The organism is Methylomonas sp. EFPC3 (assembly GCF_029643245.1).
In the GTDB taxonomy this organism is placed as follows: domain Bacteria; phylum Pseudomonadota; class Gammaproteobacteria; order Methylococcales; family Methylomonadaceae; genus Methylomonas; species Methylomonas koyamae_B.
In genome coordinates, this window is sequence record NZ_CP116398.1 from 2,170,358 (window position 1) to 2,194,715 (window position 24,358).

At 60.4% G+C, this 24,358-nt stretch carries 20 protein-coding genes; 16 read left to right on the forward strand and 4 right to left on the reverse strand.

What is annotated here, in order from left to right:
- Nucleotides 1-108: 108 nt before the first annotated feature.
- On the reverse strand, nt 109-420 hold the full coding sequence (locus tag PL263_RS09620) for a diacylglycerol kinase (protein WP_278212795.1): 312 nt from the start codon (nt 418-420) through the stop codon (nt 109-111).
- A 136-nt stretch (nt 421-556) separates the two neighbouring features.
- Nucleotides 557-1,609 (reverse strand): PspC domain-containing protein, encoded by a 1,053-nt coding sequence (locus PL263_RS09625; protein WP_278212796.1) that lies wholly within the window; start codon nt 1,607-1,609, stop codon nt 557-559.
- 230 nt (nt 1,610-1,839) lie between these two features.
- Between PL263_RS09625 and PL263_RS09630 the strand changes: the two genes are divergently transcribed.
- From PL263_RS09630 to PL263_RS09665, 8 genes are all read left to right on the forward strand, one after another.
- Nucleotides 1,840-3,060: a toxic anion resistance protein gene (locus PL263_RS09630; RefSeq protein ID WP_278212797.1), complete on the forward strand. Its 1,221-nt coding sequence runs from the start codon at nt 1,840-1,842 to the stop codon at nt 3,058-3,060.
- 130 nt (nt 3,061-3,190) lie between these two features.
- Nucleotides 3,191-3,943, forward strand: a complete 753-nt coding sequence (locus PL263_RS09635) for a peptidase (RefSeq protein ID WP_140913090.1) — start codon at nt 3,191-3,193, stop codon at nt 3,941-3,943.
- A gap of 307 nt (nt 3,944-4,250) precedes the next feature.
- The gene (locus tag PL263_RS09640; protein ID WP_278212798.1) at nt 4,251-4,589 is read left to right on the forward strand and encodes a hypothetical protein; all 339 of its coding nucleotides are present in this window, start codon (nt 4,251-4,253) and stop codon (nt 4,587-4,589) included.
- Nucleotides 4,590-4,856: 267 nt separating this feature from the next.
- Nucleotides 4,857-7,388 (forward strand): circularly permuted type 2 ATP-grasp protein, encoded by a 2,532-nt coding sequence (locus PL263_RS09645; RefSeq protein WP_278212799.1) that lies wholly within the window; start codon nt 4,857-4,859, stop codon nt 7,386-7,388.
- Between the two features lie 9 nt (nt 7,389-7,397).
- Entirely contained in the window at nt 7,398-8,279 is an 882-nt protein-coding gene (locus tag PL263_RS09650; protein ID WP_278212800.1) for a transglutaminase family protein, read from the forward strand.
- Nucleotides 8,280-8,526: 247 nt separating this feature from the next.
- On the forward strand, nt 8,527-12,645 hold the full coding sequence (locus PL263_RS09655) for an EAL domain-containing protein (RefSeq protein WP_278212801.1): 4,119 nt from the start codon (nt 8,527-8,529) through the stop codon (nt 12,643-12,645).
- Nucleotides 12,646-12,726: 81 nt separating this feature from the next.
- The gene (locus tag PL263_RS09660; RefSeq protein ID WP_278212802.1) at nt 12,727-13,779 is read left to right on the forward strand and encodes a hypothetical protein; all 1,053 of its coding nucleotides are present in this window, start codon (nt 12,727-12,729) and stop codon (nt 13,777-13,779) included.
- Between the two features lie 122 nt (nt 13,780-13,901).
- Nucleotides 13,902-14,525 carry an inorganic pyrophosphatase gene (locus tag PL263_RS09665; RefSeq protein WP_140913084.1) on the forward strand — a complete coding sequence of 208 codons (624 nt, stop codon included), beginning with the start codon at nt 13,902-13,904 and terminating at the stop codon, nt 14,523-14,525.
- A 27-nt stretch (nt 14,526-14,552) separates the two neighbouring features.
- Here the strand turns inward: PL263_RS09665 and PL263_RS09670 are convergent, their stop codons facing one another.
- Nucleotides 14,553-14,885: an SMR family transporter gene (locus PL263_RS09670; RefSeq protein WP_140913083.1), complete on the reverse strand. Its 333-nt coding sequence runs from the start codon at nt 14,883-14,885 to the stop codon at nt 14,553-14,555.
- A gap of 272 nt (nt 14,886-15,157) precedes the next feature.
- Here PL263_RS09670 and PL263_RS09675 point away from each other — a divergent pair, with 272 nt between their 5' ends.
- The 6 genes from PL263_RS09675 to PL263_RS09700 all read left to right on the forward strand — a co-directional run bounded on the left by PL263_RS09675 (nt 15,158) and on the right by PL263_RS09700 (nt 21,589).
- Nucleotides 15,158-16,939, forward strand: coding sequence for an NAD(P)H-dependent oxidoreductase subunit E (locus tag PL263_RS09675; protein WP_278212803.1), 1,782 nt, complete (start codon nt 15,158-15,160; stop codon nt 16,937-16,939).
- Nucleotide 16,940: 1 nt separating this feature from the next.
- Nucleotides 16,941-17,657 carry a 2Fe-2S iron-sulfur cluster-binding protein gene (locus PL263_RS09680; protein ID WP_278212804.1) on the forward strand — a complete coding sequence of 239 codons (717 nt, stop codon included), beginning with the start codon at nt 16,941-16,943 and terminating at the stop codon, nt 17,655-17,657.
- Complete coding sequence (locus PL263_RS09685) at nt 17,647-18,186, forward strand: NADP oxidoreductase (protein WP_278212805.1); 540 nt, start codon at nt 17,647-17,649, stop codon at nt 18,184-18,186. The genes PL263_RS09680 and PL263_RS09685 overlap by 11 nt, the downstream gene beginning before the upstream one ends.
- A gap of 12 nt (nt 18,187-18,198) precedes the next feature.
- Nucleotides 18,199-19,704, forward strand: a complete 1,506-nt coding sequence (locus PL263_RS09690; RefSeq protein WP_278212806.1) for a Ni/Fe hydrogenase subunit alpha — start codon at nt 18,199-18,201, stop codon at nt 19,702-19,704.
- Nucleotides 19,704-20,204, forward strand: coding sequence for a hydrogenase maturation protease (locus tag PL263_RS09695; protein WP_278212807.1), 501 nt, complete (start codon nt 19,704-19,706; stop codon nt 20,202-20,204). The genes PL263_RS09690 and PL263_RS09695 overlap by 1 nt, the downstream gene beginning before the upstream one ends.
- A gap of 134 nt (nt 20,205-20,338) precedes the next feature.
- Nucleotides 20,339-21,589, forward strand: coding sequence for an amidohydrolase family protein (locus PL263_RS09700; RefSeq protein WP_278212808.1), 1,251 nt, complete (start codon nt 20,339-20,341; stop codon nt 21,587-21,589).
- Here PL263_RS09700 and PL263_RS09705 read toward each other — a convergent pair.
- Nucleotides 21,586-22,041, reverse strand: a complete 456-nt coding sequence (locus PL263_RS09705) for a hypothetical protein (RefSeq protein WP_278212809.1) — start codon at nt 22,039-22,041, stop codon at nt 21,586-21,588. The two genes, PL263_RS09700 and PL263_RS09705, sit on opposite strands and share 4 nt — an antisense overlap.
- Before the next feature lie 143 nt (nt 22,042-22,184).
- Between PL263_RS09705 and PL263_RS09710 the strand changes: the two genes are divergently transcribed.
- Nucleotides 22,185-23,150: a helix-turn-helix domain-containing protein gene (locus PL263_RS09710; RefSeq protein WP_278212810.1), complete on the forward strand. Its 966-nt coding sequence runs from the start codon at nt 22,185-22,187 to the stop codon at nt 23,148-23,150.
- A gap of 437 nt (nt 23,151-23,587) precedes the next feature.
- A complete protein-coding gene (locus PL263_RS09715) occupies nt 23,588-24,304 on the forward strand; it encodes a hypothetical protein (RefSeq protein WP_278212811.1) in 717 nt (238 codons plus the stop codon).
- The last annotated feature ends 54 nt before the right edge of the window (nt 24,305-24,358 follow it).

Below are 24,358 nucleotides of genomic sequence, written 5' to 3' on the forward strand. Positions count from 1 at the left end.
CAAAAAATTTCGCTGTCGTCGCCTGCTTCACCGTGCACGACCGAAGCCTTTGCCAATCGGAAAACCGGCAGGCGAAGCGCCGGCCTGTATGCGCAATTTAAGCGTGGCTCAGGTTAACGCCTGCCATAGCCTGTTCAATTCCGCGCCGATAACCGCAATCCAGATCAATATGGCGATGCCGGTGGCGGCGGCGGAGATGTCCTTGATGATACGAATTTTGTCGTTATGGCCGGATTCGACGAAATCACACAGCGCTTCGATGGTGGTGTTGAACATTTCCGCGATCAGCATCAAGCCGGTCGCGGCGAACACCGACAAAAAATCGAGCCATTGCCGGTAATAAAAACATGCGGCCAATACCGGCACCGACAGCACGCATTTGTAAGCGACGCTAAAGTCGTAAACAACGGCGTAACGCAAGCCGGACAGGCACACCCTGATTTTGCGTAGCGGGTGGTAGCCCTGTTGGCCGGTGTTTAAAAATTTATTGCGCGTGGGTGTTCCGGTTGGCCTGAAAGGTTGGGCAGGTTTACGCTAAGCCGTCGCGACAGCGCAATCATTGCGACCAATCCTCCGCATGTTCCACAAATTTGTCGCGCAAAAAGCGGCCGTGGATCGACAGGCCTTGGGCGTCGTGCCGATACAGGCTGGTCAGCATGCTATGCAGCGAGCGGTCGAGCAGGTCCAATTGTTCCGCCAATAAGGCATGCGCGGTCTTGCCCTGGCTCACCGGTTCGGTGCGGGCCAGCGCGGGCGGCAGGGCCAGGTAGCGTTCGATCGCGCCGGGCAGATAGTCGTGGGCGATTTGCTGCAGGTTGTAATGGTCCGGGTCGGTGGCATCGACGGTTTGCGGCAGGCGGGACAAAAGTGTCAGCAAGGTATCGACGATGCCGGCTATTTTGCGTTCCACCTCGTCGTCGACCCTGCCGGCGACGCGGCGCTGCAGAGATTCCAGTTGCTGACGAACCGGCAACGGAACGGCTTGCTGCGCTGGGGTTTGGTGGGCGGCGGAATTTGCCGCGGCTTTCTCGATCCGCTGGTAATACAGCGTTTCCGCCGTCCCGCGCAATTGCGTTTCCAGACGTTGCAACTCCTGGCCCAAGCGTTCCTCGGCCGCGGAGCCGCCCGCCGGTTCCGGATCGGACGGCGGCAGACGCAGGTAGTGTTCGAGCATAGTCGGCAACTGTTCCAATACCGCGCGTTTGGCTGCGGCTAGTTCAATACTATTGCGATTGGACAGGCCGTCGAAATCCGGCAGTAGGTTCAGGACCAACTGATGGGTATGCTCCAGCGCGGACCGCGCCGCTGGCAGGCGCAAGCGGGCCTGGGTCGTCTCGATCAGTTTTTCCAGGCGCCGGGCCTTGCGCCGGAGGCGCCAGGACAGTTCCGATACCGACGAACGCCGCCCCGGCAGTACGATCCATAACACCAGGTAAAGCCAGAACGTCAGACTGAAACTGAAAAAAATCGAGCCGAGAAAAATAAACCGCACGGCCGTGACGCTAAAACCGGTATAACGCGCCAAACCGCTGCAGACGCCGCCCAACCGGCGTCGGTCGAGATCGCGTTCGAGTTTGCGGCTTGCGGCAGCTTCCGGGAATATTGGCATGGCGCCCTCAAAGAGTTGGGTTTTGGCGAGACAGGTGGAAAGCCGATCATACCCCAATTCGCCAGCCGATCCGAACCGAAACGGGCCGCGCGGCTGAACGCGATCGGGCGCCAATCCAATCCGGGTTATCATAGGCCGCGCCGCTGGCCGCCACTTGCCGGCGCAGATCGGCACTAGCAATCCGGTTCCGGACCCGCCCACATTTAACGACAGCACCAGGGAGACCCACGATGAGCAACATCCCCGAATTGACCCCGCCGGAAACCCTGACCGCACCGGCCCCGGTGTTGCCGATCGCCAAGGAGCAAGCGGTTTCCATGGTCAAACTGCCGACCGAAACCGTGGTCAAACTGGACCAGCGCGTCGCCGAATTCATCGATACGGTGTTGGCGGAATCCAGCCAAAGCCCGGCCTTCAAGGCCAAGGTGGATAGCGTTCACCAGCTTGGTGCCGGCGAAATTAAGGAAGCCGCCGCCATTTCCAACCGCCTGCTGGCGCGACCTACCCAAGCGCTGGATGCCGGCGTGTTCAGCGAGGGTTCGAAAATCTCCCGTTCGCTGGTCGATCTGCGCAACCAAGTGGAAGCGCTCGATCCCACCCGCCAGGGCGACTTGCTGCAACCGCGCAAATTGCTGGGCTTGATTCCGTGGGGCAACCGGCTGCACGATTATTTCCAGCAATACCAATCGGCGCAGCAACATATCGATGCCATCATCGTCGCCCTTTACGGCGGCCAGGACGAACTGCGCAAGGACAACGCCGCCATCGAAGAAGAGAAAGTCAACGCCTGGCACACCATGGAAAAGCTGGAGCAATACATCCACGTCGGCCACAGCATCGACGCAGCGCTGGAAGCCAAGCTGGCCGAAATCGAGCCGGCCGACCCGGAAAAGGCGCGCGTCATTCGCGAAGAACTGCTGTTTTACTTGCGGCAGAAGGTGCAGGATTTGATGACCCAGCTCGCCGTGACCATCCAGGGTTATCTGGCGATGGACCTGATCCGCAAGAACAATCTGGAATTGATCAAGGGCGTCGACCGGGCCACGACCACCACCATCTCCGCCTTGCGCACCGCCGTGATCGTGGCGCAGGCGCTGGCTAACCAAAAGCTGGTGTTGGATCAGATCGGCGCGCTGCGTGCCACCACCGGCAACCTGATCGAATCCACCTCGGCGCTGCTCAAGCAGCAGGCCGGGCAAATCCAGCAACAGGCCGGCACGGCGGCGGTCAGCCTGGACCAACTGGCCGTGGCCTTCAAAAACATCTACGACACGATGGACATGGTGGCCAGTTACAAACTGGAAGCCCTGGCCAACATGAAACAAACCGTGGCCTCGCTGAGCACGGAAATCGACAAGGCCAGAGGCTATCTGGACAAAACCCGCGAGAGCATCGTGCAGGAAACCAAGCAGACCTTACAAATCGCGGCGGATGACGACATCGTGTTTTGACGGCCGGACGTCGGACCCGGTAGCCGCGATCCGGCCAAACTCTCGGCCTCAGTCCACCAAGACCGGCGTTGGCCTTTGCGGTTTATCTCTAGTACACTGCGGTTAACCTAATGTTTCAGACTCTGCGCTTATGACTTACTGTATCGCCGTCTCTCTGAAGGACGGATTGGTGTTAACCTCGGATTCCCGAACCAACGCCGGCATCGACAACGTCAGCACCTACGGCAAAATGCATGCCTTTACCACGGCCAGCGATCGCAAGATCATCCTGCTCAGTGCCGGCAATCTGGCGACCACGCAGGCGGTGATCGACCAATTGAAACGGGACATCAAGGAGCAGGCCGAAGTCAATTTGGACAGCGTCAGCTATTTGTCGGAAGCCGCCGATTACGTCGGCCATGTCAGCGTGGAAAAGCAACGGCGGCATGTCGATGAAGGCCAAAGCAGTTTCAACCCCTCGGCCACCTTCATCCTGGCGGGGCAGATCGGCCAGGAGCCGCACGGCGCCTATCTGGTGTATCCGGAAGGCAATTGCATTACCACCTCCCGCCAAACCCCCTATTTGCAAATCGGTGAAAACAAATACGGCAAACCGGTCCTCGACCGGTTTCTGAAAATCGAAACATCGCTGCAGGAAGCCGGCCGCTGCTGTCTGATTTCGATGGACTCGACCATGCGCAGCAACGCCAGCGTCGGCGCACCGGTGGAACTGCTGGTCTATCACAAGGACAGCCTGGCTCTCGACGAATACTACTGCTTCCAGGAAGATAACGAATACCTGATACAACTGCGCCGCATGTGGCATGAAAAGCTGAAGGAAGCATTCGCGACGCTGCCGCAATTCAGCAAGGCCGATTCCCGGCCGCTACCGATGAATTGCTGAACGCCCCCAGACCATACCCCCTTGCCGCCCGGCCTGACTCTTTCGGCCGGGCCCAACCTTCCGGCGTCCAACGTGGACGCTACGCACTCCAACCGATCCGCCGCCGATAGGGATACATCGCCCGCCAACACTGTCAAACCGCGGTTGAATCAGCGTTGCCGTCAAATTTCAACACGCCAGAATCCGGAAAAAACCCTCCACAATCTGAAAATTTTGTCTATACTTTTCCACGCCTTACAGGCCATTTTTAAAGCCTTTTACACCAAAAAACTCGTCATCCAAGCCTAAGGGGCTTGAGGAGAGTGCCATGAAAACCCTACTTGTTGCCCGCCCCGCCAAGTTGTTGGCAGTCATCGCCGTTTTTGCCGTTTGGCCCGGCACTACCGGCGCCACCCCCACCGCGGCGCCCGAATCCCGACCGGAATTGATCCTCAGCATGCCATCGGACCGCTGGCTGGACGAACGGCCGGCGCAAAGTGGCCCGACGTTGGCCGATAACCGCGAGCAAAATTTGATTGGTTCGCGGAAAAGCCGCAAATCCAATGTCGACGTCGACTGCAATATGGATTTAAACCAAAACACCCTCGGCACCGCCCCGCTCAGCGAACGCCTCGGCGGCAATTGCGAATTTGGCTACCACTACTAAATCGACCAGCCCTTTTCTGCAGGCGCCGAACCCGCTCGCGCCATTGCCCCGATAGCGAGCACTGCGCTCCGGTTTGGCGCGGCCTTGATATTGCTGCGCCACCCGCGGTATGCCGCCTGCGAGCCGCGTACCGCCCCTTCCGGAATCCGAGGCCCCAATCCGCACGCAGCGGCACGACATTTGCTGTCGGAAAACCGGCAGCGGCCAAGCAACCGAGACTGCCACTATCGATTGCGTAATTCGCCTTAAACCGGCAAACTCGTCGCCATGACCACTTTCAGCCTGCCAGAAGCTTTCGCATCCGCGTACCGCCAACAGCCCGAGTGCTACGACGAAATGCTGGACGAGAGCGGCCAGATCCGCGGCCATTGGCTGCATTTGATGCAAGCCTTGATCCAGCTTGGCCCGGACGAGGTGGCGCAACGCCACCGCGAAGCATTGCGGCTGCTGCGGGAGAACGGCGTCACCTACAATGTCTACGGCGACCCGGACGGCGCCAGCCGCCCGTGGGGATTGGACCCGGTGCCGCTGCTGGTCTCCAGCGACGAATGGTTCGATATCGAAGCCGGCCTGTTGCAACGGGCCGAATTGCTGAACTTGATCCTGGCCGACCTCTACGGCCCGCGCGAGCTGATCAAAAAGAACCTGTTGCCGCTGGAACTGGTTTACAACCACGGAGGCTTTTTGCGGGTCTGCAACCAGATTCGCTTGGCCGGGCAGCACCAATTGATACTTTATGCCGCCGATCTGGCTCGCGGCCCGGATCGAAAAATGTGGGTGTTGGGCGACCGAACCCAAGCGCCGTCCGGCGCCGGCTATGCGCTGGAAAACCGGCTGGCCATGTCCCGAGTGCTGCCCAGCTTGTTTCGCGACAACCAAGTCCATCGGCTTGCGCGTTTTTTCCAGTCGCTACGCGCCGGCCTGAACGCAATCGCGCCAAAGCACCACGAATTGCCGCGGGTCGTGGTATTGACGCCGGGGCCGCTGAACGAAACCTTTTTCGAACACGCCTATCTGGCTGCCTACCTGGGCTATCCGCTGGTCCAAGGCGACGACCTCACCGTGCGCGACGGCTACGTCTGGCTGAAATCCCTGACCGGGCTGCAACGGGTCGACGTGATCCTGCGCCGGGTCGACGACAATTACTGCGATCCGCTGGAACTGCGGGAAGACTCGCGGCTGGGCGTACCCGGTTTGTTGGAGGTCGTCCGCCGCGGCAATGTTGCCATCGCCAACCCGCTGGGCAGCGGCGTGCTGGAAAACCCCGGTCTGATGGCCTTCCTGCCCGGTATCGCCGAATACTTTCTGGGCCAGTCGCTGAAATTGAATTCAATCGCGACCTGGTGGTGCGGGCAAAGCTTGGAACTGAGCTACGTGTTGGCCAATTTGCCGCGGCTGGTGATCAAGCCGATTTACCGCAAACCCGGCGAGCACGCCGTGTTCGGCCACAAACTGAGCCGGGCCGAACTGGCCGCCTGGCGCCAGCGGATACAAGCGCGGCCGGCCTTCTACGTCGGCCAGGAGTACGAAAGCTTTTCCACTGCGCCCAGTCTGGCCGAAGGCAGCTATCAGCCGCGGCAATCCTTGTTGCGCTGCTTCATGGTGGCTCGAGCCGACGGCTATACCTTAATGCCGGGCGGTTTGACCCGCAGCGCCCACAGTTACGGCGAAATGCTGATCACGAACCAGATGGGCAGCATCAGCAAGGATACCTGGGTCATCGCCAGCGAACCGCAAATCACTACCCTGCCGCAAGCCGGCGATAACGGCCTCAGCGGCCATGCCAGCGCCCTGCCCAGCCGCGCGGCCGATAATATTTTCTGGGTCGGCCGCAACGCGGAACGCGCCGAAGGCGGCATTCGCCTGATCCGGGCCACGATCAAAAAATTATTCATCAATCCGGAACGCGACAACCCGGACTACCAACACAGCATGCATACCCTGCTACGCTGCGTCACCGGTACCACCGGTTCCTACCCCGGTTTCTTCGGCGAAGATGCCGAGGAATTGCTGAAGGCGCCGGAAGCCGAGTTGCTGGCATTGGCTACCGATGCCGACCGCATCGGCAGCCTGCCCGATACCATCAACCGCATGGCGCAGTCGGCCTATGCCGTGCGCGACTTGTGGTCGTCGGATACCTGGCGGGTGGTGGACGAAATCGAAGAGCAGATCGCCGCGGCGCAACGCCTGCGCAAGTCCGGACTGTGGTCGATGCAGGAACAGATGGACCAATTGGTCACGACCTTGTCCGCCTTCAGCGGCCTGGCCATGGAAAGCATGACCCGCGGCGACGGCTGGCTGTTTCTGGACATCGGCCGCCGCCTGGAACGCGGCCTGCAACTGGTGTCGCTGCTGCGCACCGCATTCGCCGAACCGCAAAGCGAAGCCGCGGAAACCCGGCTAATCGAATCCTTGCTGGACAGCAGCGACAATCTGATCTGCTACCGGCAACATTACCGCGCCAACCTGGAGCTGGCACCTTTTCTGGAATTGCTGTTGCTGGACCCGAACAATCCGCGTTCCCTGGCTTACCAAATCGGCCGGCTACAAGAACACGTCGCCAAGCTGCCGCGCGAGGCCGGCAACCGCCGCATCGGTGCCGAGGAACGTTTGCTGCTGGAGGCCAGTTGCATTTTGCACATCGCCAACATCGAAGAATTGCAGACTGTCGCCGCAAGCGGCAGCCGCGAAGCGTTGGACAGCCAACTCGGCAAAATATACGGGCTATTGGCCAATCTGTCGGAAACGCTGACGGCGACCTATTTCCGCCACGGCGATGCGCCGCAATCGCTGCTTTGAGGGCTTGCCATGCGTTATAAGGTGACTCATACCACGGCTTACAGCTACCAGCAAACGGTCGGATTGTCCTACAACGAAGTCCGCATGTTGCCGCGGCCGACCCCAAATCAGCAGGTGATCGACACCCAATTGCAGATTTTGCCCAGCCCCAGCGAATACCGGGTACGGAACGATTTTTTCGGCAACCAGGTGGCCTGGTTTTCGATCCGCGAACCGCACCAGACGTTCGAAGTCACCGCCATCAGCGAAGTCCGGGTCATCCGCCAGCCGGCACAAATGGATCTCAGTCACGGCGTCGCCTGGGAAACCGCCAAACAGATACTGCACAGCGAGATCAGCGAACCGACACTGGACGCGCGCCAATATGCGCTGGATTCGCCGCTGGTCAGCGCCGGCCCGGAGCTGGCGGCGTATGCAAAGCCATCCTTCGCACCGGGCAGAGCGCTACCGGAAGCGATACGCGATTTGATGCAACGCATCTACCGCGATTTCACCTTCGATCCGGAATTCACCACTTTGAGCACGCCACTGGCAACCGTCTTGGAACACCGGCGCGGCGTCTGCCAGGATTTCGCCCACTTGGCGATTGGCTGCATCCGCTCCCAGGGGCTGGCGGCGCGTTACGTTAGCGGCTACATCGAAACGCTGCCCCCGCCGGGCCAACCGAAGCTGGTCGGCGCCGACGCCTCGCACGCCTGGTTTTCGGTGTATTTGCCGGACCTGGGCTGGATGGACTTCGACCCGACCAACAACCAAACCCCTGGCGACCAGCACATCGTCGTCGCCTGGGGCCGCGACTACAGCGACGTCACGCCGCTGAAAGGCGTCATTTTCGGCGGCCAGGACCACGAATTGAGCGTCAGCGTCGAAATGGAAAACCTGGGCCAATAAACCGGCCCGGTTTATTGCGGGTATTCGGTTCGGGCTGAACCTGTCTAAGGCCCAGCTGACCCGCACTTCGAAACACTCCCTACCCAAGGGCCTAAAGGCGCTATCAATTGAGCGAACCGGCGCCGCTTTCAACCGGCCAGCCTCCGCGGCCGGCTGCAATGGATGACAAAACCTTATCATTTGTGCGATAAACGGTCGGTTTCGGCTCCCCGAATCCCGGCTCTTCGTTTTGACCTAAGGTATTTGTTTGCAAACTATATTTTCCCCTTTCAGCGGCAATCCGCTTGCAGCAACCGCACTGGCCTTGGCCTACGCACTGGCGGCAAAGCTGGCGGCTGATTTTTTTACGTCCTATGGCACGGTCGCCATTATCTGGCCGGCCAGCGGGATTGCCTTGGGCGGATTGTTGCTGGCCGGCCGCCGCTACTGGCCTGCCGTGTTTTCCGGTGCCCTGGTCGGCAACCTGTGGGCCGGCAGCCCGCCGCTGGTGGCATTGGCCTTCGCCGGCGGAGCCACCGTATCGGCATTGGCCGGCCAGCGTTTATTGCGCCATTCCCCCACTCTGTTGCAAACCCCGCAGGATTTCCTGCGCTTACTGCTCTGCGGCAGCCTGGTATCGGTCATCTCGGCGTTTTGCGCCGCCACGGCGTTACGTGTTTTCGAATTGAGCCCGGCCGGACAGTGGCCCAACGACTGGCTGCATTGGTGGATGGCGGATTTGCTGGGCATCGCCATCGCCACCCCCATACTGCTGCTCCGGCAATACCGTCCACTGGTCCGCTGGAATGTCTGGCGTTACAGCCACGGCGCGGCCCATCTGGCACTAGCTCTCTTGGCCGGCCATATCGTCTTTTTAAATTGGCCGCTTTATCCGGGCGCTTTCGGCAAAGCCTTTTACTTGCTGGCCTTTATCGGTTACGGGGCATTGAATTTCGGCCTGCCCGGCGTTTTGCCCTTGGTCGCGACAATGGCGATGCAAACGCTACTCGGCGCCGGACTCGGCCGCGGTTACTTTGCCGGCGTCGATCCTCACAGCGGGCCCTACCTGGAATGGTCGTACCTGTTGCTCTGCGCGGTCCTCGGCATCATGCTGGCCCTGGCCGTCGAAAACCACAAACGCGCGGAGCTGGCCGCCAAATCGCTGAGCGCGTTTAACCGGCAGATTCTGGAGTCGGTGCAACAAGGCGTGGTGGTCTACGATGCTGATGGCCGCTACCAGCTATGGAACCGTTTTATGCAGACCCTGACCGGCATCGGCGAAGACGACTGTTTGGGCCGGACGCCGCTGGAAAAATTTCCCTGGCTGGCGGCAACCGAGGTCCCGGCAGGGATCAAGCGCGCCCTGAAAGGAGAAACTGTCTACCACGCCCCGTTCCAAAGCGTGGACGGTCGTTGGCTCGGTTCGGTGCAGACACCGTTGCGCGACGCCGACGACCGCATTGTCGGGGTAATCGAACTGGTGAAGGACGAGTCGACGCAAATCCAGTTCGGCCAATCGCTATCCACATCGGAAGCCCGGTTCCAGAGCATTCTGGACCATACGCCGACGATGATTTTCACGAAAACCCCGGACGGCGCCTACCAAATGGTCAACCGGCAATTAGCTGCAATATTCGGCCTGAACGAAGACGAGGTGCGCGGCCATTTCGATGCCGACCTGTTCCCGGCCGAGATTGCCGCCAGCCTGAGCGGCAACGACCGCATGGTATTAGAGGCCGGGCAGCCCATGATCTTCGAAGAACAAGTCCCGCACCGGGACGGTACGCTCCGAACCTACTTGGCGCATAAGTTCCCGCTACGCACCCCCGGCGGCGACATCTACGCAGTCTGCGGCATTTGCACCGACATCAGCGAGCGCAAGGCGGCCGAAAAACGGCTGCAAGAAAGCGAGCGGCGTTGGAAATTCGCCTTGGAAAGCGGCGGCGACGGGGTCTGGGACTGGGACCTGGCCAGCGGCCAAGTGTTTCTATCGCCGCGCTGCATGGAAATCCTCAATTTCGACGAACTCGACGCCCGCGATAACTACCGCAATTGGAAAGCCAGCATCCATCCGGAAGACAGCCCGAAACTGATGGCCGATTTACAGGCCCATCTGAATAATCTGAACCCACGTTTCAGTAACGAACACCGAATCAAAGTCGACGGCGACTGGCGCTGGATCTTGAGTCGCGGCCTGGTCATCGAACGCGACGCCAACGGCAAGGCCTCGCGGATGATCGGCACTCACACCGATATTTCCAAACGTAAGCTACTGCAATGGCAACAATTGGAAAAAATCGTCGCCGGCGCGCCGGAAGCGGCGCTACTGGTCGCAGCCAGCGGCAACATCCTGCTGGCCAATCAACCGGCGGCAACGGTTTTCGGTTATGCGCGCGAGGTCCTGATCGGCCGTAACGTCGACGATTTGGTGCCGTTTCCGGCCAACCTGAACCACGCCGCGTTGCGCGAGCGTTTCATGCGGGATGACGTAGCCAGGCCGATGAGCGCCAACCGCTCGCTAGCGGCACTGCGTGCCGACGGCAGCCAGTTTCCGGTGGAAATCAGTCTGAACCCGCTCGAGATCAACAATCAACATACCGTATTGGTATCGGTGCACGACGTCAGCGAACGCAAACGCCTGGAACGGGAAATGCAATTGATGGCGATGATCCACCAAGCCATCGGCGAAGCGGTGATGGTCGCCGACGCCAACAATCGGATTATCGCCATAAACGACGCCTTTACCCGCCTGACCGGTTACCTTGAAGAGGAAGTGATCGGCAAAACCACCGATATTTTGAAATCCGGCCGCCACAGCCCCGACTTCTACCAGCACATGTGGCATTCCTTGCTGCAGACCGGCCACTGGCAAGGCGAAATTTGGAACAAACGTAAAAACGGGGAGATTTACCACGAGTGGCTGGTGATCAACAGTATCTATAACGAAAACGGCGAGCTGGAACGCCGGGTGGCCATGTTCTCCGAAATTACCGAACAAAAACACGTGGAACAGGCCATCTGGCGCCAGGCCAATTTCGATCCGCTGACCGATCTGGCCAACCGCCGCATGTTTCAAGACCGGCTGAACCAGGAGATCAAAAAATCGGCACGCGACCGCACAGGCTTGGCGGTAATGCTGCTGGATCTGGACCGATTCAAGGAAGTCAACGATACGCTGGGCCACGGTATGGGCGACGTATTATTGAAGGAAGCGGCCAAACGCCTGCTCGACTGCGTTCGCCAAGCCGACACCGTGGCCCGCCTGGGCGGCGACGAATTCACCATCATCCTCGGCGAACTGGAATCGCAGGCCGACACCGACCGGGTGGCGCAGGCCATTCTGCACAGTCTCAGCGAGCCGTTCCGCTTGGGCGACGAACTCGCGTATATCTCGGTCAGTATCGGCATCACCCTGTATCCGCAGGATGCCACCGCCGCCGAGCAGTTGATGAAAAACGCGGATCAGGCCATGTATAGCGCCAAACAGCAAGGCCGCAACCGCTACAGTTACTTTACCGCCGAGATGGAACAAGTCGCGCAAAACCGAATGCGGCTGACCAACGATCTGCGCCAAGCTTTGGTCAACGGCGAATTGGAACTGCATTACCAGCCGGTCGTGGACCTGACCACCGGCGCCATGCATAAAGCCGAAGCGTTATTGCGCTGGCGCCATCCGAAGCGCGGCCGAGTCAGTCCGGCCGAGTTCGTGCCGCTAGCCGAGGAAACCGGCCTGATCGTCGACATCGGCGACTGGGTGTTCCGGGTGGCGGCCCAGCAAGTCGCCCGCTGGCGCGCCAGCCACGCGCCGGATTTCAAAATCAGCATCAACAAATCGCCGGTCCAGTTCGCCCGCCATAACCGAGTCGACAGCGAGTGGCTGGCTTACTTGCAATCGCTGGGCCTGGCCGGGCAGGCAATCGTGATCGAGATCACCGAAGGTCTGTTGCTGGATGCCGACAACGTGATCCGCGACCACTTGTACGCCTACCGCGATGCCGGCATCCAGGTTGCGATCGACGATTTCGGTACCGGCTATTCGTCGCTGTCGTATTTGAAAAAATTCGACATCGATTACCTGAAAATCGACCAAAGCTTCGTCCGCAATCTGGGGTTTGACGCCAGCGATCTGGCATTGTGCGAAGCGATCATTGTCATGGCCCACAAATTGGGCCTGAAAGTCGTGGCCGAGGGCATCGAAACCCGGCAGCAAATGCAGCTGTTGCGGGCCGCCGGTTGCGATTACGGCCAGGGCCATCTGTTCTCCAAGCCCTTACCGGCGGAAAAATTTGCCGACTTGTTCGGTAACAACCTGATCGAGGCCCAAGCCGCCGCCGACGGCGATTCCGCCGCTAACAGATCGGCCGACGGCGAGCCCGAACGCGATTGACGGTTGTCAAACGGCGGCCGATGGCCGACACTTAGGGTCGAAACCGGGGCCAATCCGGCGCCCCGCTGCAAAGGAGCCTGTATGCCGATCAAGATCCCATTCGCCGCAGCACTGCTGTTGAGCTGCGTAATGGCCGCCGCGCCGACCGCAGCTCAGGAGGCGCCTTCGCCGCTGCAAGCTCTGCAAAACTTCGGCATCGGCGCCGAGCAAATCGCCCAGTTGGACCGCGGCGAGATTGTCGGCTACGACGTCAGCGAAACCAGCCAAAAGGAGTTGGCGATAGGGGTGGCAATGGTATTGCCGGTGCCGTTGGCGCAGATTGCCGATTACATCAAGAAGGGCAATATGAATGCGATCGAAAGCGACATTCTGGCCAGCGCGACGCTGGGCCCGAATCCGAGCAGCGACAGCTTTAAAAAATTCGCCTTCACCGACAAACAACTGGACGAAGCCAAGGCCTTTCTGGCCGCCGAAGCCGGCGACGAATTCAACCTGTCCAAAGCCGAGCTGGACCGCCTGAACAGCCTGCAACCCCAACTGGAAGACGCCGACGACAAGACCCTGTTGAAAACCGCCAACCAGACCTACCGCGAGTTCTTGCTGCAGCGCCTGCTGGCGTACAAAAAAAACGGCCTGAACGGCATCGCCGCCTACATCCGCGACGGCGGCAGCGCCGACCCCGCTGCCGAGTTACGCACCGACGCCGTCAACAGTAAAGCCTGGGCCCGCTACTTTCCGGAATTGCAGCAAGCCTGGTTGACTTATCCGGCCGCATTACCTGCCAACACGACCGAGCAATTCATTTGGTTGAATCGGCGGGTGGAAGACCGGCCCACCGCGATTCTGAATCATAGGCTAATCTCAGTCGGCGATGCCGGCGGCATCATCCTGTCCCGCCAGTTCTACGTCGGCCACTCCTACAACTCCAGTCAGGTCGTCGCCGGCGGTTTGCCCTATAAAGACGGTACGCTGGTGTTCTATTCGATCCGCAGTTCCACCGATCAGGTCGCCGGCATGGGTAGCAGCCTGAAACACTCGATCGGCCGCGAGCAAATGAAAAAGGAGATGGTCAAACGCCTGCAGCGTCTGAACAAAGATTTGAAACGCAAACCGGCGACCGTGGCGGCAGAATAATCATGACGACGCCGGTCGATTGGCGGCGACCGGCATGCCGCCGCCCCCGCCAGCCTTGCACATCATCCCGGCCCTGGTAAACCAAGCCGGTAACCAGTTTCCTCCCCAGCCCTAAAACCCCGATGAATATTAAACACAAAGCACACCCCTGGCACGGCATCCATCCCGGCGACAATGCGCCGGACATCGTCACTGCCTTCATCGAAATCGTGCCGTCGGACACGGTCAAATACGAAATCGATAAAGACAGCGGTTATCTGAAGATCGACCGGCCGCAGAAGTTTTCCAACATGATTCCGACTTTATACGGTTTCATTCCGCGCAGTTATTGTGCGGAACGCATCGCCGAATTCGCCGCCAGCCGTTCCGGCCGTGACGTGACCAAGGGCGACGGCGACCCGCTGGATATTTGCGTATTGAGCGAACGTAGCGTGACCCACGGCGACATCCTGCTGCAAGCAATCCCGATCGGCGGTTTCCGGCTGCTGGACGGCGGCGAGGCCGACGACAAGATCATTGCGGTGATGAAGGGCGACGAGTTTTACCGGCAATGGCGCGATGTTTCGGACTGCCCGGATTCCTACATCAATCGGCTGAAACATTATTTTTTGACCTACAAACATCTGCCCAGCGAGAAGAACGTCTGCGAAATCACCCACGTTTACAACCGCGAAGAAGCGCACGAAGTGATCAAACGGGCCATGGCCGATTACCAATATCACTTCGGTTGCCAGGACGACGAGTAGTCCCGGTCCGGCACCTTTTTTTGGCGACTACAGAGCGGCGGCTTTGGAGAACACCCGGATCACCACCACGCCGGACACGATCAGAAACATGCCGGCCAGCGCCGGAACATCCAGTTGCTGGCCGAACAACAGCCAACCCACCGACGCGATCAAAACGATGCCGACTCCGGCCCAGACCGAGTAGACGATGCCGATCGGGATATAGCGCAAAGCCAGCGCCATAAAAAAGAACGACACCGCGTAACCGGCCACCACGATCAGCGCCGGCCAAAGCCGGGTAAAGCCGTCACTGGCTTTCAGCGCCGAAGTCGCAACCACCTCGCTGCCGATTGCCACGGCTAATAACAACCACGGATTCATATCCACCTGCCTGTTTATGGAACGACCCCGACATTATTAGCCCGAATCGGCTTGCCCGGTCAACGCCGAATCAGCCGACCAAGGCCGCAGCAGTGCTGAACCGGCATACAGTCTATTGCCGAATTCGGTGGTTTATTAATGTCGCCAATTTCGATAAATTGTCCGTCGGGCCAGCCTGGATTAACGCCCGCTTGCCGCGGCACCGGACCCGGCCTTGATTTGGCAGACTCGTTTCGACCGCGATTGCCGTTAACAGGAAGAAAAAACAGACCATGAAGACTTTTGTAGACAAGGTTCTGACCCAGGCCGAATTGCAGCCGGCCCGATTGCTGGAAATTTTGCGGGCGGTGGAAGCCGAATTCCGCCACATTCCGGAGCCGGCCATAGCGCAGATAGCTGCGAGTTTGCAAATTCCGCGCACGCAAATCATCGCGGTCGCCGAGTTTTACAGCTTTCTGCATCTGACGCCGCAAGGCCGCTACGATCTGCTGGTCTCCGACTCGATTACCGACCGCATGCTCGGCAACCGGCAAGTGCTGGACGCGCTGGCCGCACGCTTGCAAGTCCAAGTCGGCAGCGTGCGTGGCGACGGTCTGGTCAGCCTGAACCGCACTTCCTGCACCGGCATGTGCGATCAGGGCCCGGCCGGCCTGGTCAACGGCTATCCGCTGCCGCGTCTGACCCCGGCAAAAATCGACACGGTAGCGGCGTTGATCGAACAGCAAGTGCCGCTGGCGGACTGGCCTGCCGACTTATTTCAGGTCGACGAACCGATTTACCGCGCGGACTTGCTGTTGAAGCAGCCGTTCAGCAACGGCGACGCGTTGCAGACCACGTTCGCCCGCGGGCTGGCCGAGACCCTGGCCGAAGTCGACCTATCGAATTTGCGCGGCCGCGGCGGCGCCGGCTTTAAAACCGCGTTGAAGTGGCGCACCTGCTCGCAGCAAGCGGCGACGCCGCGCTATGTGATTTGCAACGCCGACGAAGGCGAGCCGGGCACCTTCAAAGACCGCATGTTGCTCGACCTTTACGCCGACCAGGTTTTCGAAGGCATGACCGTCTGCGCCGCAATCATCGGTTCCAGCCACGGCCTGGTCTACCTGCGAGCCGAATACCTGTTCCTGCGCGACAAGCTGCTGGCGGTGCTGCAGGCCCGGCGCGAGCAAGGCTTGCTCGGCAAGGCGATCCTGGGCCGGGAAGGCTTCGATTTCGACATCGAAATCCGCATGGGCGCCGGCGCCTACATCTGCGGCGAGGCCTCCGCGCAAATCGAATCGCTGGAAGGCAAGCCCGGCATCCCGCGCACCAAGCCGCCCAATTCGGTGGTGTGCGGCTACCAGCGCAAACCGACCGTGGTCGACAACGTCGAAACCTTTTTCGCCGCCACCCACATCGCCATTCACGGCGGACAGTGGTTTGCCGACGTCGGCACGCCGCAGTCGACCGGGACCAAACTACTCAGCATCAGCGGCGACTGCCGGCGGCCGGGAATTTACGAATACCCGTTCGGCACCCCGGTGCGCCAGATTCTGCTGGATTGCGGCGCCGACGAAGTGATGGGCGTGCAAGTCGGCGGCCCGTCCGGCAGTTTTATCTCGACCCGGGAACTGGACCGGGTCGTGGCGTTCGAAGATCTATCGACGGCAGGTTCGTTCATGGTGTTCAACCGCTCGCGCAACCTTTTCGCCATCGCCCAGAACTTTATCGACTTTTTCGCCCACGAGAGTTGCGGCTTCTGTACCCCGTGCCGGGTCGGCACTTCGTTGCTGAAAAACCAGTTGGCAAAAATTGCCGACGGCCACGGCGCCGCCGAAGACCTGGAACAACTCAGCGCCTTATGCGAGGTGGTCAAAAACAATAGCCATTGCGGCTTGGGCGAGTCGGCCGCCAATCCGATATTGACCACGCTGCTGAGTTATCCGGAGCTTTACCTGCAACAATTGCAAGTCAGGGAATTCGCGCCGGGCTTCGATCTGGATGCGACCTTGGCGGCGGCCCGCCGCCTGGCGCAGCGCGACGATGCCGCTGCGCATTTGAACCAAGTGGAGAATTGACATGAGCGGCACGCTGACCATAGACGGCAAGACCATTCCGTTCGCGGAAGGGCAAAGCGTGATCGAAGCCGCGCGTTGTGCCGGCGTCTACATTCCTCACCTGTGCCACAAGCCGGGCTACGCGCCGCACGGCAGTTGCAAGCTGTGCACGGTGTTCGTCAACGGCCGCAAATGCTCGGCCTGCACCTATCCGGCGGCGGCCGGCCAGAACGTGGTCAGCGATACCCCGGAACTGCAGCAGGACCGGCTGCGCCTGACCCAGATGCTGTTCGTCGAAGGCAACCATTTCTGCCCGTCCTGCGAAAAGTCCGGCAATTGCCAACTACAAGGCGTGGCCTACCATTTGCGCATGCTGGACAACCACTACCCGCTTTTCTACCCGCAGCGGGAAGTGGACGCTTCGCATCCGGACATTTTGCTGGACCACAACCGCTGCATTTTCTGCAATCTCTGTGTCCGGGCCAGCCGGGATAAAGACGGCAAAAACGTGTTCGCCATCGCCGGGCGCGGTATCAACAAGCGCTTGATCGTCAATTCGGCCAGCGGCAAGCTGAAAGATAGCGACATTAGCGTCGAAGACGAAGCCACCCAGGTCTGCCCGACCGGCGCGATTCTGATCAAGCGTAGCGGCTACCAGTTGCCGATCGGCCAACGCCTGTACGACCAGCGCCAAATCAGCGAGGTTGCGCTGTCCGCGGAGGCTGACCATGAGCCCTAAAATCAAAATCGCGACCACCTCGCTGGCCGGCTGCTTCGGCTGCCACATGTCGTTTCTGGATATCGACGAGCGGATTACCGCGTTGGCGGAAGTGGTGGAATTCGACCGTTCGCCGCTGACCGACATCGAACACTGCGGACCATGCGATATCGGCTTGATCGAAGGCGGCGTCTGCAATTCCGAAAACGTGCACGTGCTGCGCGAGTTCCGCAAGAATTGCAAGGTGCTGGTCGCGGTCGGCGCCTGCGCGATCAACGGCGGTCTGCCGGCGTTGCGCAATTTCGTTTCGGTCGAGGCATGTTTGCTGGAAGCCTACCGCGACGGCATCGGCGTGGACAACCCGCAAATCCCGAGCGATCCGGAGTTGCCGTTGTTGCTGGACAAAGTGCATCCGATCCACGAAATCGTCAAAGTCGATTACTTCATGCCCGGCTGCCCGCCGTCCGCCGACGTGTTCTGGACTTTCCTGAGCGCGCTGATCGAAGGCCGCGAGCCGAGCTTGCCTTATGAATTAGTCCATTACGACTGATAAGGAACCCTTATGTACGAACATTTGGAAACTGCCGCCAACCCAGCCGGCCTGAAGCGGGTCGCGGTCGATCCGGTCTCCCGGGTCGAGGGCCACGGCAAAGTCACCTTGTTGCTGGATGACCAGAACCAGGTGCAACAGGCCCGGCTGCATATCGTCGAGTTTCGCGGCTTCGAGAAATTCATTCAGGGCCGGCCCTATTGGGAACTGCCGGTGCTGGTGCAACGGCTGTGCGGGATTTGCCCGGTCAGCCACCATCTGGCCGCCGCCAAGGCCATCGACCAACTGGTCGGCATTGATCCGGCCGATCTGCCGGCGGCCGCCGACAAACTGCGCCGGTTGCTGCATTTCGGCCAAGTGCTGCAATCGCATGCGCTGCATTTTTTTTACCTGTCCAGTCCGGATTTGTTGTTCGGCTTCGACAGCGAGATCGGCCAGCGCAGCGTCGTCGCGGTACTGGCCGACCATCCCGAGATCGGCTTGCAGGGCGTCAAGCTGCGCAAATACGGCCAGGAAGTGATCCGCATGGTGTCCGGCAAGCGCGTGCACGGCACCGGCGCGATTCCGGGCGGCATGAACAAGGCGCTGAGCCGCGAGGAGCGCGACTATTTGTTGCAGGACATCGGCCAAATTGTGGATTGGGCCAAGGCAGCGGTGGCCTTGGTCAAGCATTTGCATAACGCCAACCGGCCGTTTAACGACCAATTCGCGACGATCCGCAGCAATTACCTGGGGCTGGTCAACGCCGACGGCGCGCTGGAGCTTTACCACGGCGGCATTCGCGCCAAAAACGCCGACGGCACGACACTGTTCGATCATTACGATTACTGCGACTACCAAGATTTGATTCGCGAGGAAGTGCGGTCGTGGACCTATATGAAATTCCCCTACCTGACCGCTCTGGGCAAAGCCGACGGCTGGTACCGAGTCGGGCCGCTGGCCCGAGTCAACAACTGCGACTTCATCGACACGCCGTTGGCCGAGGTCGCCCGAGTCGAATTCAAGCAACAGCTGGCAGATCCGGCCTTGGTGCATAGCACGCTGGCGTTCCACTGGGCAAGGATGATCGAATTGCTGCACTGCGCCGAACGCATCGAGCAACTGCTGGCCGACCCGAATTTGCTGAGCAGCGATCTGGTCGCCCAAGGCAGCAAGCGTTACCAAGGCATCGGCGTGATCGAAGCGCCGCGCGGCACCTTATTCCACCATTACCAGATCGACGACAACGACATCGTCACCAAGGCCAATCTGATCGTCTCCACCACCAGCAACAACACCGGCATGAACGAATCGGTGCGTCAGGTTGCCGCCGAATACCTGTCCGGCCGCGAATTGACCGAACCGCTGCTAAACCAGTTGGAAGTGGCGATCCGCGCCTACGACCCCTGCCTGTCCTGCGCGACGCATGCGGTCGGCAAGATGCCGTTGCAGGTGGAATTGGTCGATGCCGCCGGCCGAGTCGTCGATCGCTTGATTCGACACAGCAACGGCGAATTCGCCCGCGGCGACGCGGTTTGATGGCGGCCAAGCCGGTTTTGCTGCTGGCCTGCGGCAATCCGAGCCGGGGCGACGACGCCTTGGGGCCGTTATTGCTCGAGGCGCTGGCCGAGCATATCGATCCGGACCTGGTCGAATGCATCGTCGACTTTCAATTGCAGATCGAACACTCGCTGGACTTGCAGGACCGGCAACTGGTGATTTTCATCGACGCGTCGGTTCGGGAGCCAAGTTTCGAATTCACCATGCTGACGCCTGCACCAGCCCTGAGCCATACCACCCACGCGCTGAGTCCGGCGGCATTGCTCGGCGTTTACCGCTCGCTCCACGGCGAACCGCCGCCAGCCTACCTGCTCAGCATCGGCGGCCATAGTTTCGAACTGGGCGAAGCCTTGAGCCCGGCCGCTCAGGCCAATCTGGCCCAGGCCACCCGCTTTGCACTGGACCTGCTACAGGGCGCGCCGACTGAGTTGGCGGCTTGCGCCGCAAAGCTTGCGGTTACGCCCAGCGCCAACGGATAGCGCGGAACCATCCCGCGACAGCAAATCGGCGCGTGTAAACGCAACGGAATTTGTAAGCCGGGCTATATTTGCCGTCTGCAGCCTCTAACCGTTGCGTTCATTCAACGTCAGCCTTGCAACCGCCAACATCCGACATGACTATCGATTCGCGTTTCGCCCCATTTCACCCGGCCCGGCGCCGTTTCCTGCAACTCGGCGCAGCCGGCCTGGCAGCGCTGAGCCCGGCGGCAAATGCTCTGTTCCGCCTGAATAACCCTTGTCTGAATCCGACTGAAACGCCGATGCTGGAGTTGGAAAAAGCCGCCTGGCAAGGTATCGATCCGACCGATTGGTGGGATTGCCATACTCATATCGTCGGCTCCGGCGACGGCGGCAGCGGTATCACCCAAACCCCGGACATGCACGCGCCGTTGCGCCATCCGATTCAAACCCTGCAGCATTGGGCCTACGCCAATGCCGCCTGCATTCCGGACACCAATCAAGACCAGGCCTTCGTCGATCGGCTGCGGGCCTTGATGGACACCATGCCCAAAGGCGCCAAGGCCATGTTATACGCCTTCGACCGCGCCCACGGCGCCACCGGCGACCCGGATCACGCCAACACGGCGTTTTTTGTACCGAACGAATACGCCCAACGCCTGGCCAAGGCTGATCCGGACCGCTTCGAATGGGTCGCCAGCATCCATCCCTACCGCGCCGATTGCGTCGATGCTCTGCAGCAAGCCGCCGCCAACGGCGCGCGGGCGGTGAAATGGCTACCGCCGGTGATGGGGATCGATCCGGCCTCGCCGCTGTGCGACCGGTTTTATAAAGCTGCGGCGGCATTGAATATGCCGATCATCACCCACGGCGGCGAGGAGAAGGCCTTGCACGGCGCCGACCAACCGTTGTTCGGCAATCCGTTACGACTGCGGCGGGCACTGGAAGCCGGGGTGCGGGTGGTGATCGCCCATTGCGCCACAATCGGCCAGGACGTCGATGCCGACGGCCGCGAAGTCAGAAGTTTCGATTTATTCGCCCAGCTCATGAGCGAGCGCCAATGGCAGGGCCGCTTGTTCGGCGACATTTCCGCAATCGTGCTGCGCAACCGCGATCCGGAGGTCATCAAAACCCTGCTCAGCGAATCCGGCTGGCATGACCGGCTGCTGTTCGGCTCCGATTACCCGCTGACCGGCATCTTGCCGTTGATTTCGGTGCCGGCCTTAGCCGAGGCCGGCCTGTTGCCGGAAACGGCGATAGCACCACTGCAAACCCTGCAGGACTACCATCCGTTTCGCTTCGATTTCGTGTTAAAACGCACCTTGTCCTGGCAAGGCAAACGCTTTGCCGACCGTATCTTCGCGACTCGGCCGTTTTTCGCCGCCGGCCGACCAAGCGCCGCTTAAGCCGCGCCCGGCCGCTGCCGGGTCCAGGCCAACAACAACCAGGCAGCGCGGCCGAAGCCGTAACTGGTCGTGACGATACTGGCAAAGGTATAGAGTTTAAATAACAGCAACCAACCGTCCGCTTGCGGCTGCGGGCCGTCCAGGTGCGGAAACAGCGTCATCAGCAAGAACAGGCTGGAATTGGTGCAGGCGCCGACCACCATCGCCCACGCCACCAGCCGGGGCAAGCCGATGCCGGCCGCCGCGAAGCCGAACAGCAACGCGCTCATCAGCAGGTAGTCCAAATGCGCCTGCAACAAGCGCGCAGGCTTGCCGGGGAACAACGCCTGCAGCGGCGCCAGTTCCAGGTTCAAGCCCACCAGACACCAGGCCAGCAGCAACGCCGCCATCAGCCATAACGCCGCGCCTTTCAACAACAAAATGTCGGTCGGCGCCGGATTGTTCGTAGCCATCTTCTCCTCCCTCAGTTCTCTCAATCGATGCGGTTATCCTAGCCGCCAGGCGCGCGGCCGGCTTGACCGGGACGGCGCTATCACTTGACTGCAACGGTGCCGGCGCGGCTATCATGGGCACATCGAATTTAGGGAGCTATACCGTGAAGCCATCCGCCAATCCGGCGTTACGCCTGTCGACCGCCGACCTGCCGCCGGCACAGCGGCGGGACTGGTTACACGAGGTGATCGGCCGCGAGTACGCCAAGGTCCGGATCACACCGCCGAAGCAAGCTGAGCTGTTCAATGAGATGACGATTTACCCGTGGCGGGAACTGCGGCTGTCGGCGATCCGCTCGCACAGCATCGGCCTGCACTGCCCGCCATGCGAACCGGAAACCGCCAGCCAGGATGCTTATTTCGCGGTGGTCTTGCTCAGCGGCCGCTACCGGCTGCAGCAGGACGGCCGCGAGGCGGAATTGCAACCCGGCGACATCGCGCTGTACGACGCCACCCGGCCGCACCGGATCGATTGTCCGGAGCCGTTTGCCAAACTGTTGGTGTCGATACCGCGCCAACTGCTGAAACAACGCCTGGCCGGCGTCGAGCATTGTTCGGGGTTGCGGATTCCCGGCGGCGACGGCCTCGGCGCGGTAACCGCCGATTTCTTGCGCAGCGCCGCGCGCCAGGCCGATTGCATCGACGCCGCCCGGTTTGCTCCGCTGGCCGGTCAGGCGCTGGATTTGTTAACTTTAACGCTAAGCTCGCAGCGACCGGGTCGGTTCGAATTGGCCGACCACCGCACGTTGACCCTGAACCGCATCAAACGCCTGATCGACGCCCGCCTGACCGACCCGGCGCTGGACAGCGCGGCAATCGCCCGCACGGCGCACCTGTCGCCGCGTTACCTCAACGCCCTCTTCAACGCCGAAAACACCTCGCTGATGCGCTACGTCTGGCTGCGCCGGCTGCAACGTTGCGCCGAGGAACTGCGGTCCGAGCAACATGCCGGCCGCAGTTTGACCGAAATTGCCCTGTGCTGGGGATTTAACGACATGGCCCACTTCAGCCGCGCCTTCAAACGCCATTTCGGCTGCACGCCCAGCGATTACCGGCAAATGCAGGCTTAGTTTTTGGACGATGGCGCTTGCCCGGCCGACAAGGCCTCTCCGCCCTCACCTTCAACTTAAGCCGATGCCGAGCGATCCAAGCGGCGCCGCGTTATCTCGACCTCGCCACCGCTCATCTGCAAGGTCAACAAAATTTTTCACTAATCACTCGCAATAAAATTAATTTGACATATTTTCTGACTAACTTATAACTGAGTCGCAGGCTCGCCGCCGGGAAGGACTAGTTGTACCCAGGTAGGCGAACCCGCAACCCGCGGTGATAAGGACCAAACCGCGAATCGGGGGAAAATCCGTTGGAATCAGGCCCTGGCGTGGGATGCAAGCGACTACGCCGAGTCGGTTCCAAGCTAACGCCGGCCGCCAGTTTTAACGCAATGCGGAACAGTCCCATTGCCAAACCGACGGACGGCTTTTAACCCGTTTTTCCAGGAGCCGGTATGAAGCTGCAATCGATTTTAAAATGGATAGTGGTCGTTACTTTAAGTACGACGTTCGACGCAAACGCCGCCAACATCGCTGTTTACGGCGGCTACTACGCAACCGATATTACGAATTGGCTCAACACCACCGGTAACGCCGCCAGCAATCGCGGCGAAGCGGAGATTACCGGCACCGACCTGCTGGATGTGGATGTGGTAATCATGGACCGCACCATCAGCGGCAACATCGCTTTGGCCGACTTCATTTATGCCGGCGGCAAGTTAATTACCGAATGGAGCAGCTCGCAATATGGCATGAATTTGCTGGGCGGCCGCGCCAGCGATAATTACGACGGCTACATCACCAACGACTCGATAAATTTCAGCGCCAGCGGATTGGCGCTGGGTTTGGGACAACTCATCGGGTCCAGTTACCGCGATGGCGATCGGACGGAATTTTTTCAGGACTTCGATGCGTTAGGCAGCGGCAGCATCCTGGCGACAAGGGGTAGCTCCGGCGCGCCTGTCATTGTCGGCGGCAGTTACGGCGCCGGCTACATTTTCGTCAACGGTTTTGACTGGTCCGACGCGTTCCCGCGCGCCAGTTCGCAAACCCGCCAGCTGTTGCTGAATCAAATCGATCCCAGCCAGGTACCGGTACCCGCTGCGCTATGGTTGTTCGGTTCGGCGCTGGCGGCCGTCAGCCGATTCGGCCGCATCAAGCGATCGCGCTAACCCAGCACCGGCAACGCCGGGCAAACCGCCAAGCGCGGGCGTCCCGGCGCACTC

Bases quoted from the DNA above. Each gene is read 5' to 3' on its own strand.
- PL263_RS09625 (WP_278212796.1), bottom strand. From the start codon at position 1,609: ATGCCAATATTCCCGGAAGCTGCCGCAAGCCGCAAACTCGAACGCGAT.
- PL263_RS09630 (WP_278212797.1), top strand. From the start codon at position 1,840: ATGAGCAACATCCCCGAATTGACCCCGCCGGAAACCCTGACCGCACCG.
- PL263_RS09635 (WP_140913090.1), top strand. From the start codon at position 3,191: ATGACTTACTGTATCGCCGTCTCTCTGAAGGACGGATTGGTGTTAACC.
- PL263_RS09640 (WP_278212798.1), top strand. From the start codon at position 4,251: ATGAAAACCCTACTTGTTGCCCGCCCCGCCAAGTTGTTGGCAGTCATC.
- PL263_RS09645 (WP_278212799.1), top strand. From the start codon at position 4,857: ATGACCACTTTCAGCCTGCCAGAAGCTTTCGCATCCGCGTACCGCCAA.
- PL263_RS09650 (WP_278212800.1), top strand. From the start codon at position 7,398: ATGCGTTATAAGGTGACTCATACCACGGCTTACAGCTACCAGCAAACG.
- PL263_RS09660 (WP_278212802.1), top strand. From the start codon at position 12,727: ATGCCGATCAAGATCCCATTCGCCGCAGCACTGCTGTTGAGCTGCGTA.
- PL263_RS09665 (WP_140913084.1), top strand. From the start codon at position 13,902: ATGAATATTAAACACAAAGCACACCCCTGGCACGGCATCCATCCCGGC.
- PL263_RS09670 (WP_140913083.1), bottom strand. From the start codon at position 14,885: ATGAATCCGTGGTTGTTATTAGCCGTGGCAATCGGCAGCGAGGTGGTT.
- PL263_RS09675 (WP_278212803.1), top strand. From the start codon at position 15,158: ATGAAGACTTTTGTAGACAAGGTTCTGACCCAGGCCGAATTGCAGCCG.
- PL263_RS09680 (WP_278212804.1), top strand. From the start codon at position 16,941: ATGAGCGGCACGCTGACCATAGACGGCAAGACCATTCCGTTCGCGGAA.
- PL263_RS09685 (WP_278212805.1), top strand. From the start codon at position 17,647: ATGAGCCCTAAAATCAAAATCGCGACCACCTCGCTGGCCGGCTGCTTC.
- PL263_RS09690 (WP_278212806.1), top strand. From the start codon at position 18,199: ATGTACGAACATTTGGAAACTGCCGCCAACCCAGCCGGCCTGAAGCGG.
- PL263_RS09695 (WP_278212807.1), top strand. From the start codon at position 19,704: ATGGCGGCCAAGCCGGTTTTGCTGCTGGCCTGCGGCAATCCGAGCCGG.
- PL263_RS09700 (WP_278212808.1), top strand. From the start codon at position 20,339: ATGACTATCGATTCGCGTTTCGCCCCATTTCACCCGGCCCGGCGCCGT.
- PL263_RS09705 (WP_278212809.1), bottom strand. From the start codon at position 22,041: ATGGCTACGAACAATCCGGCGCCGACCGACATTTTGTTGTTGAAAGGC.
- PL263_RS09715 (WP_278212811.1), top strand. From the start codon at position 23,588: ATGAAGCTGCAATCGATTTTAAAATGGATAGTGGTCGTTACTTTAAGT.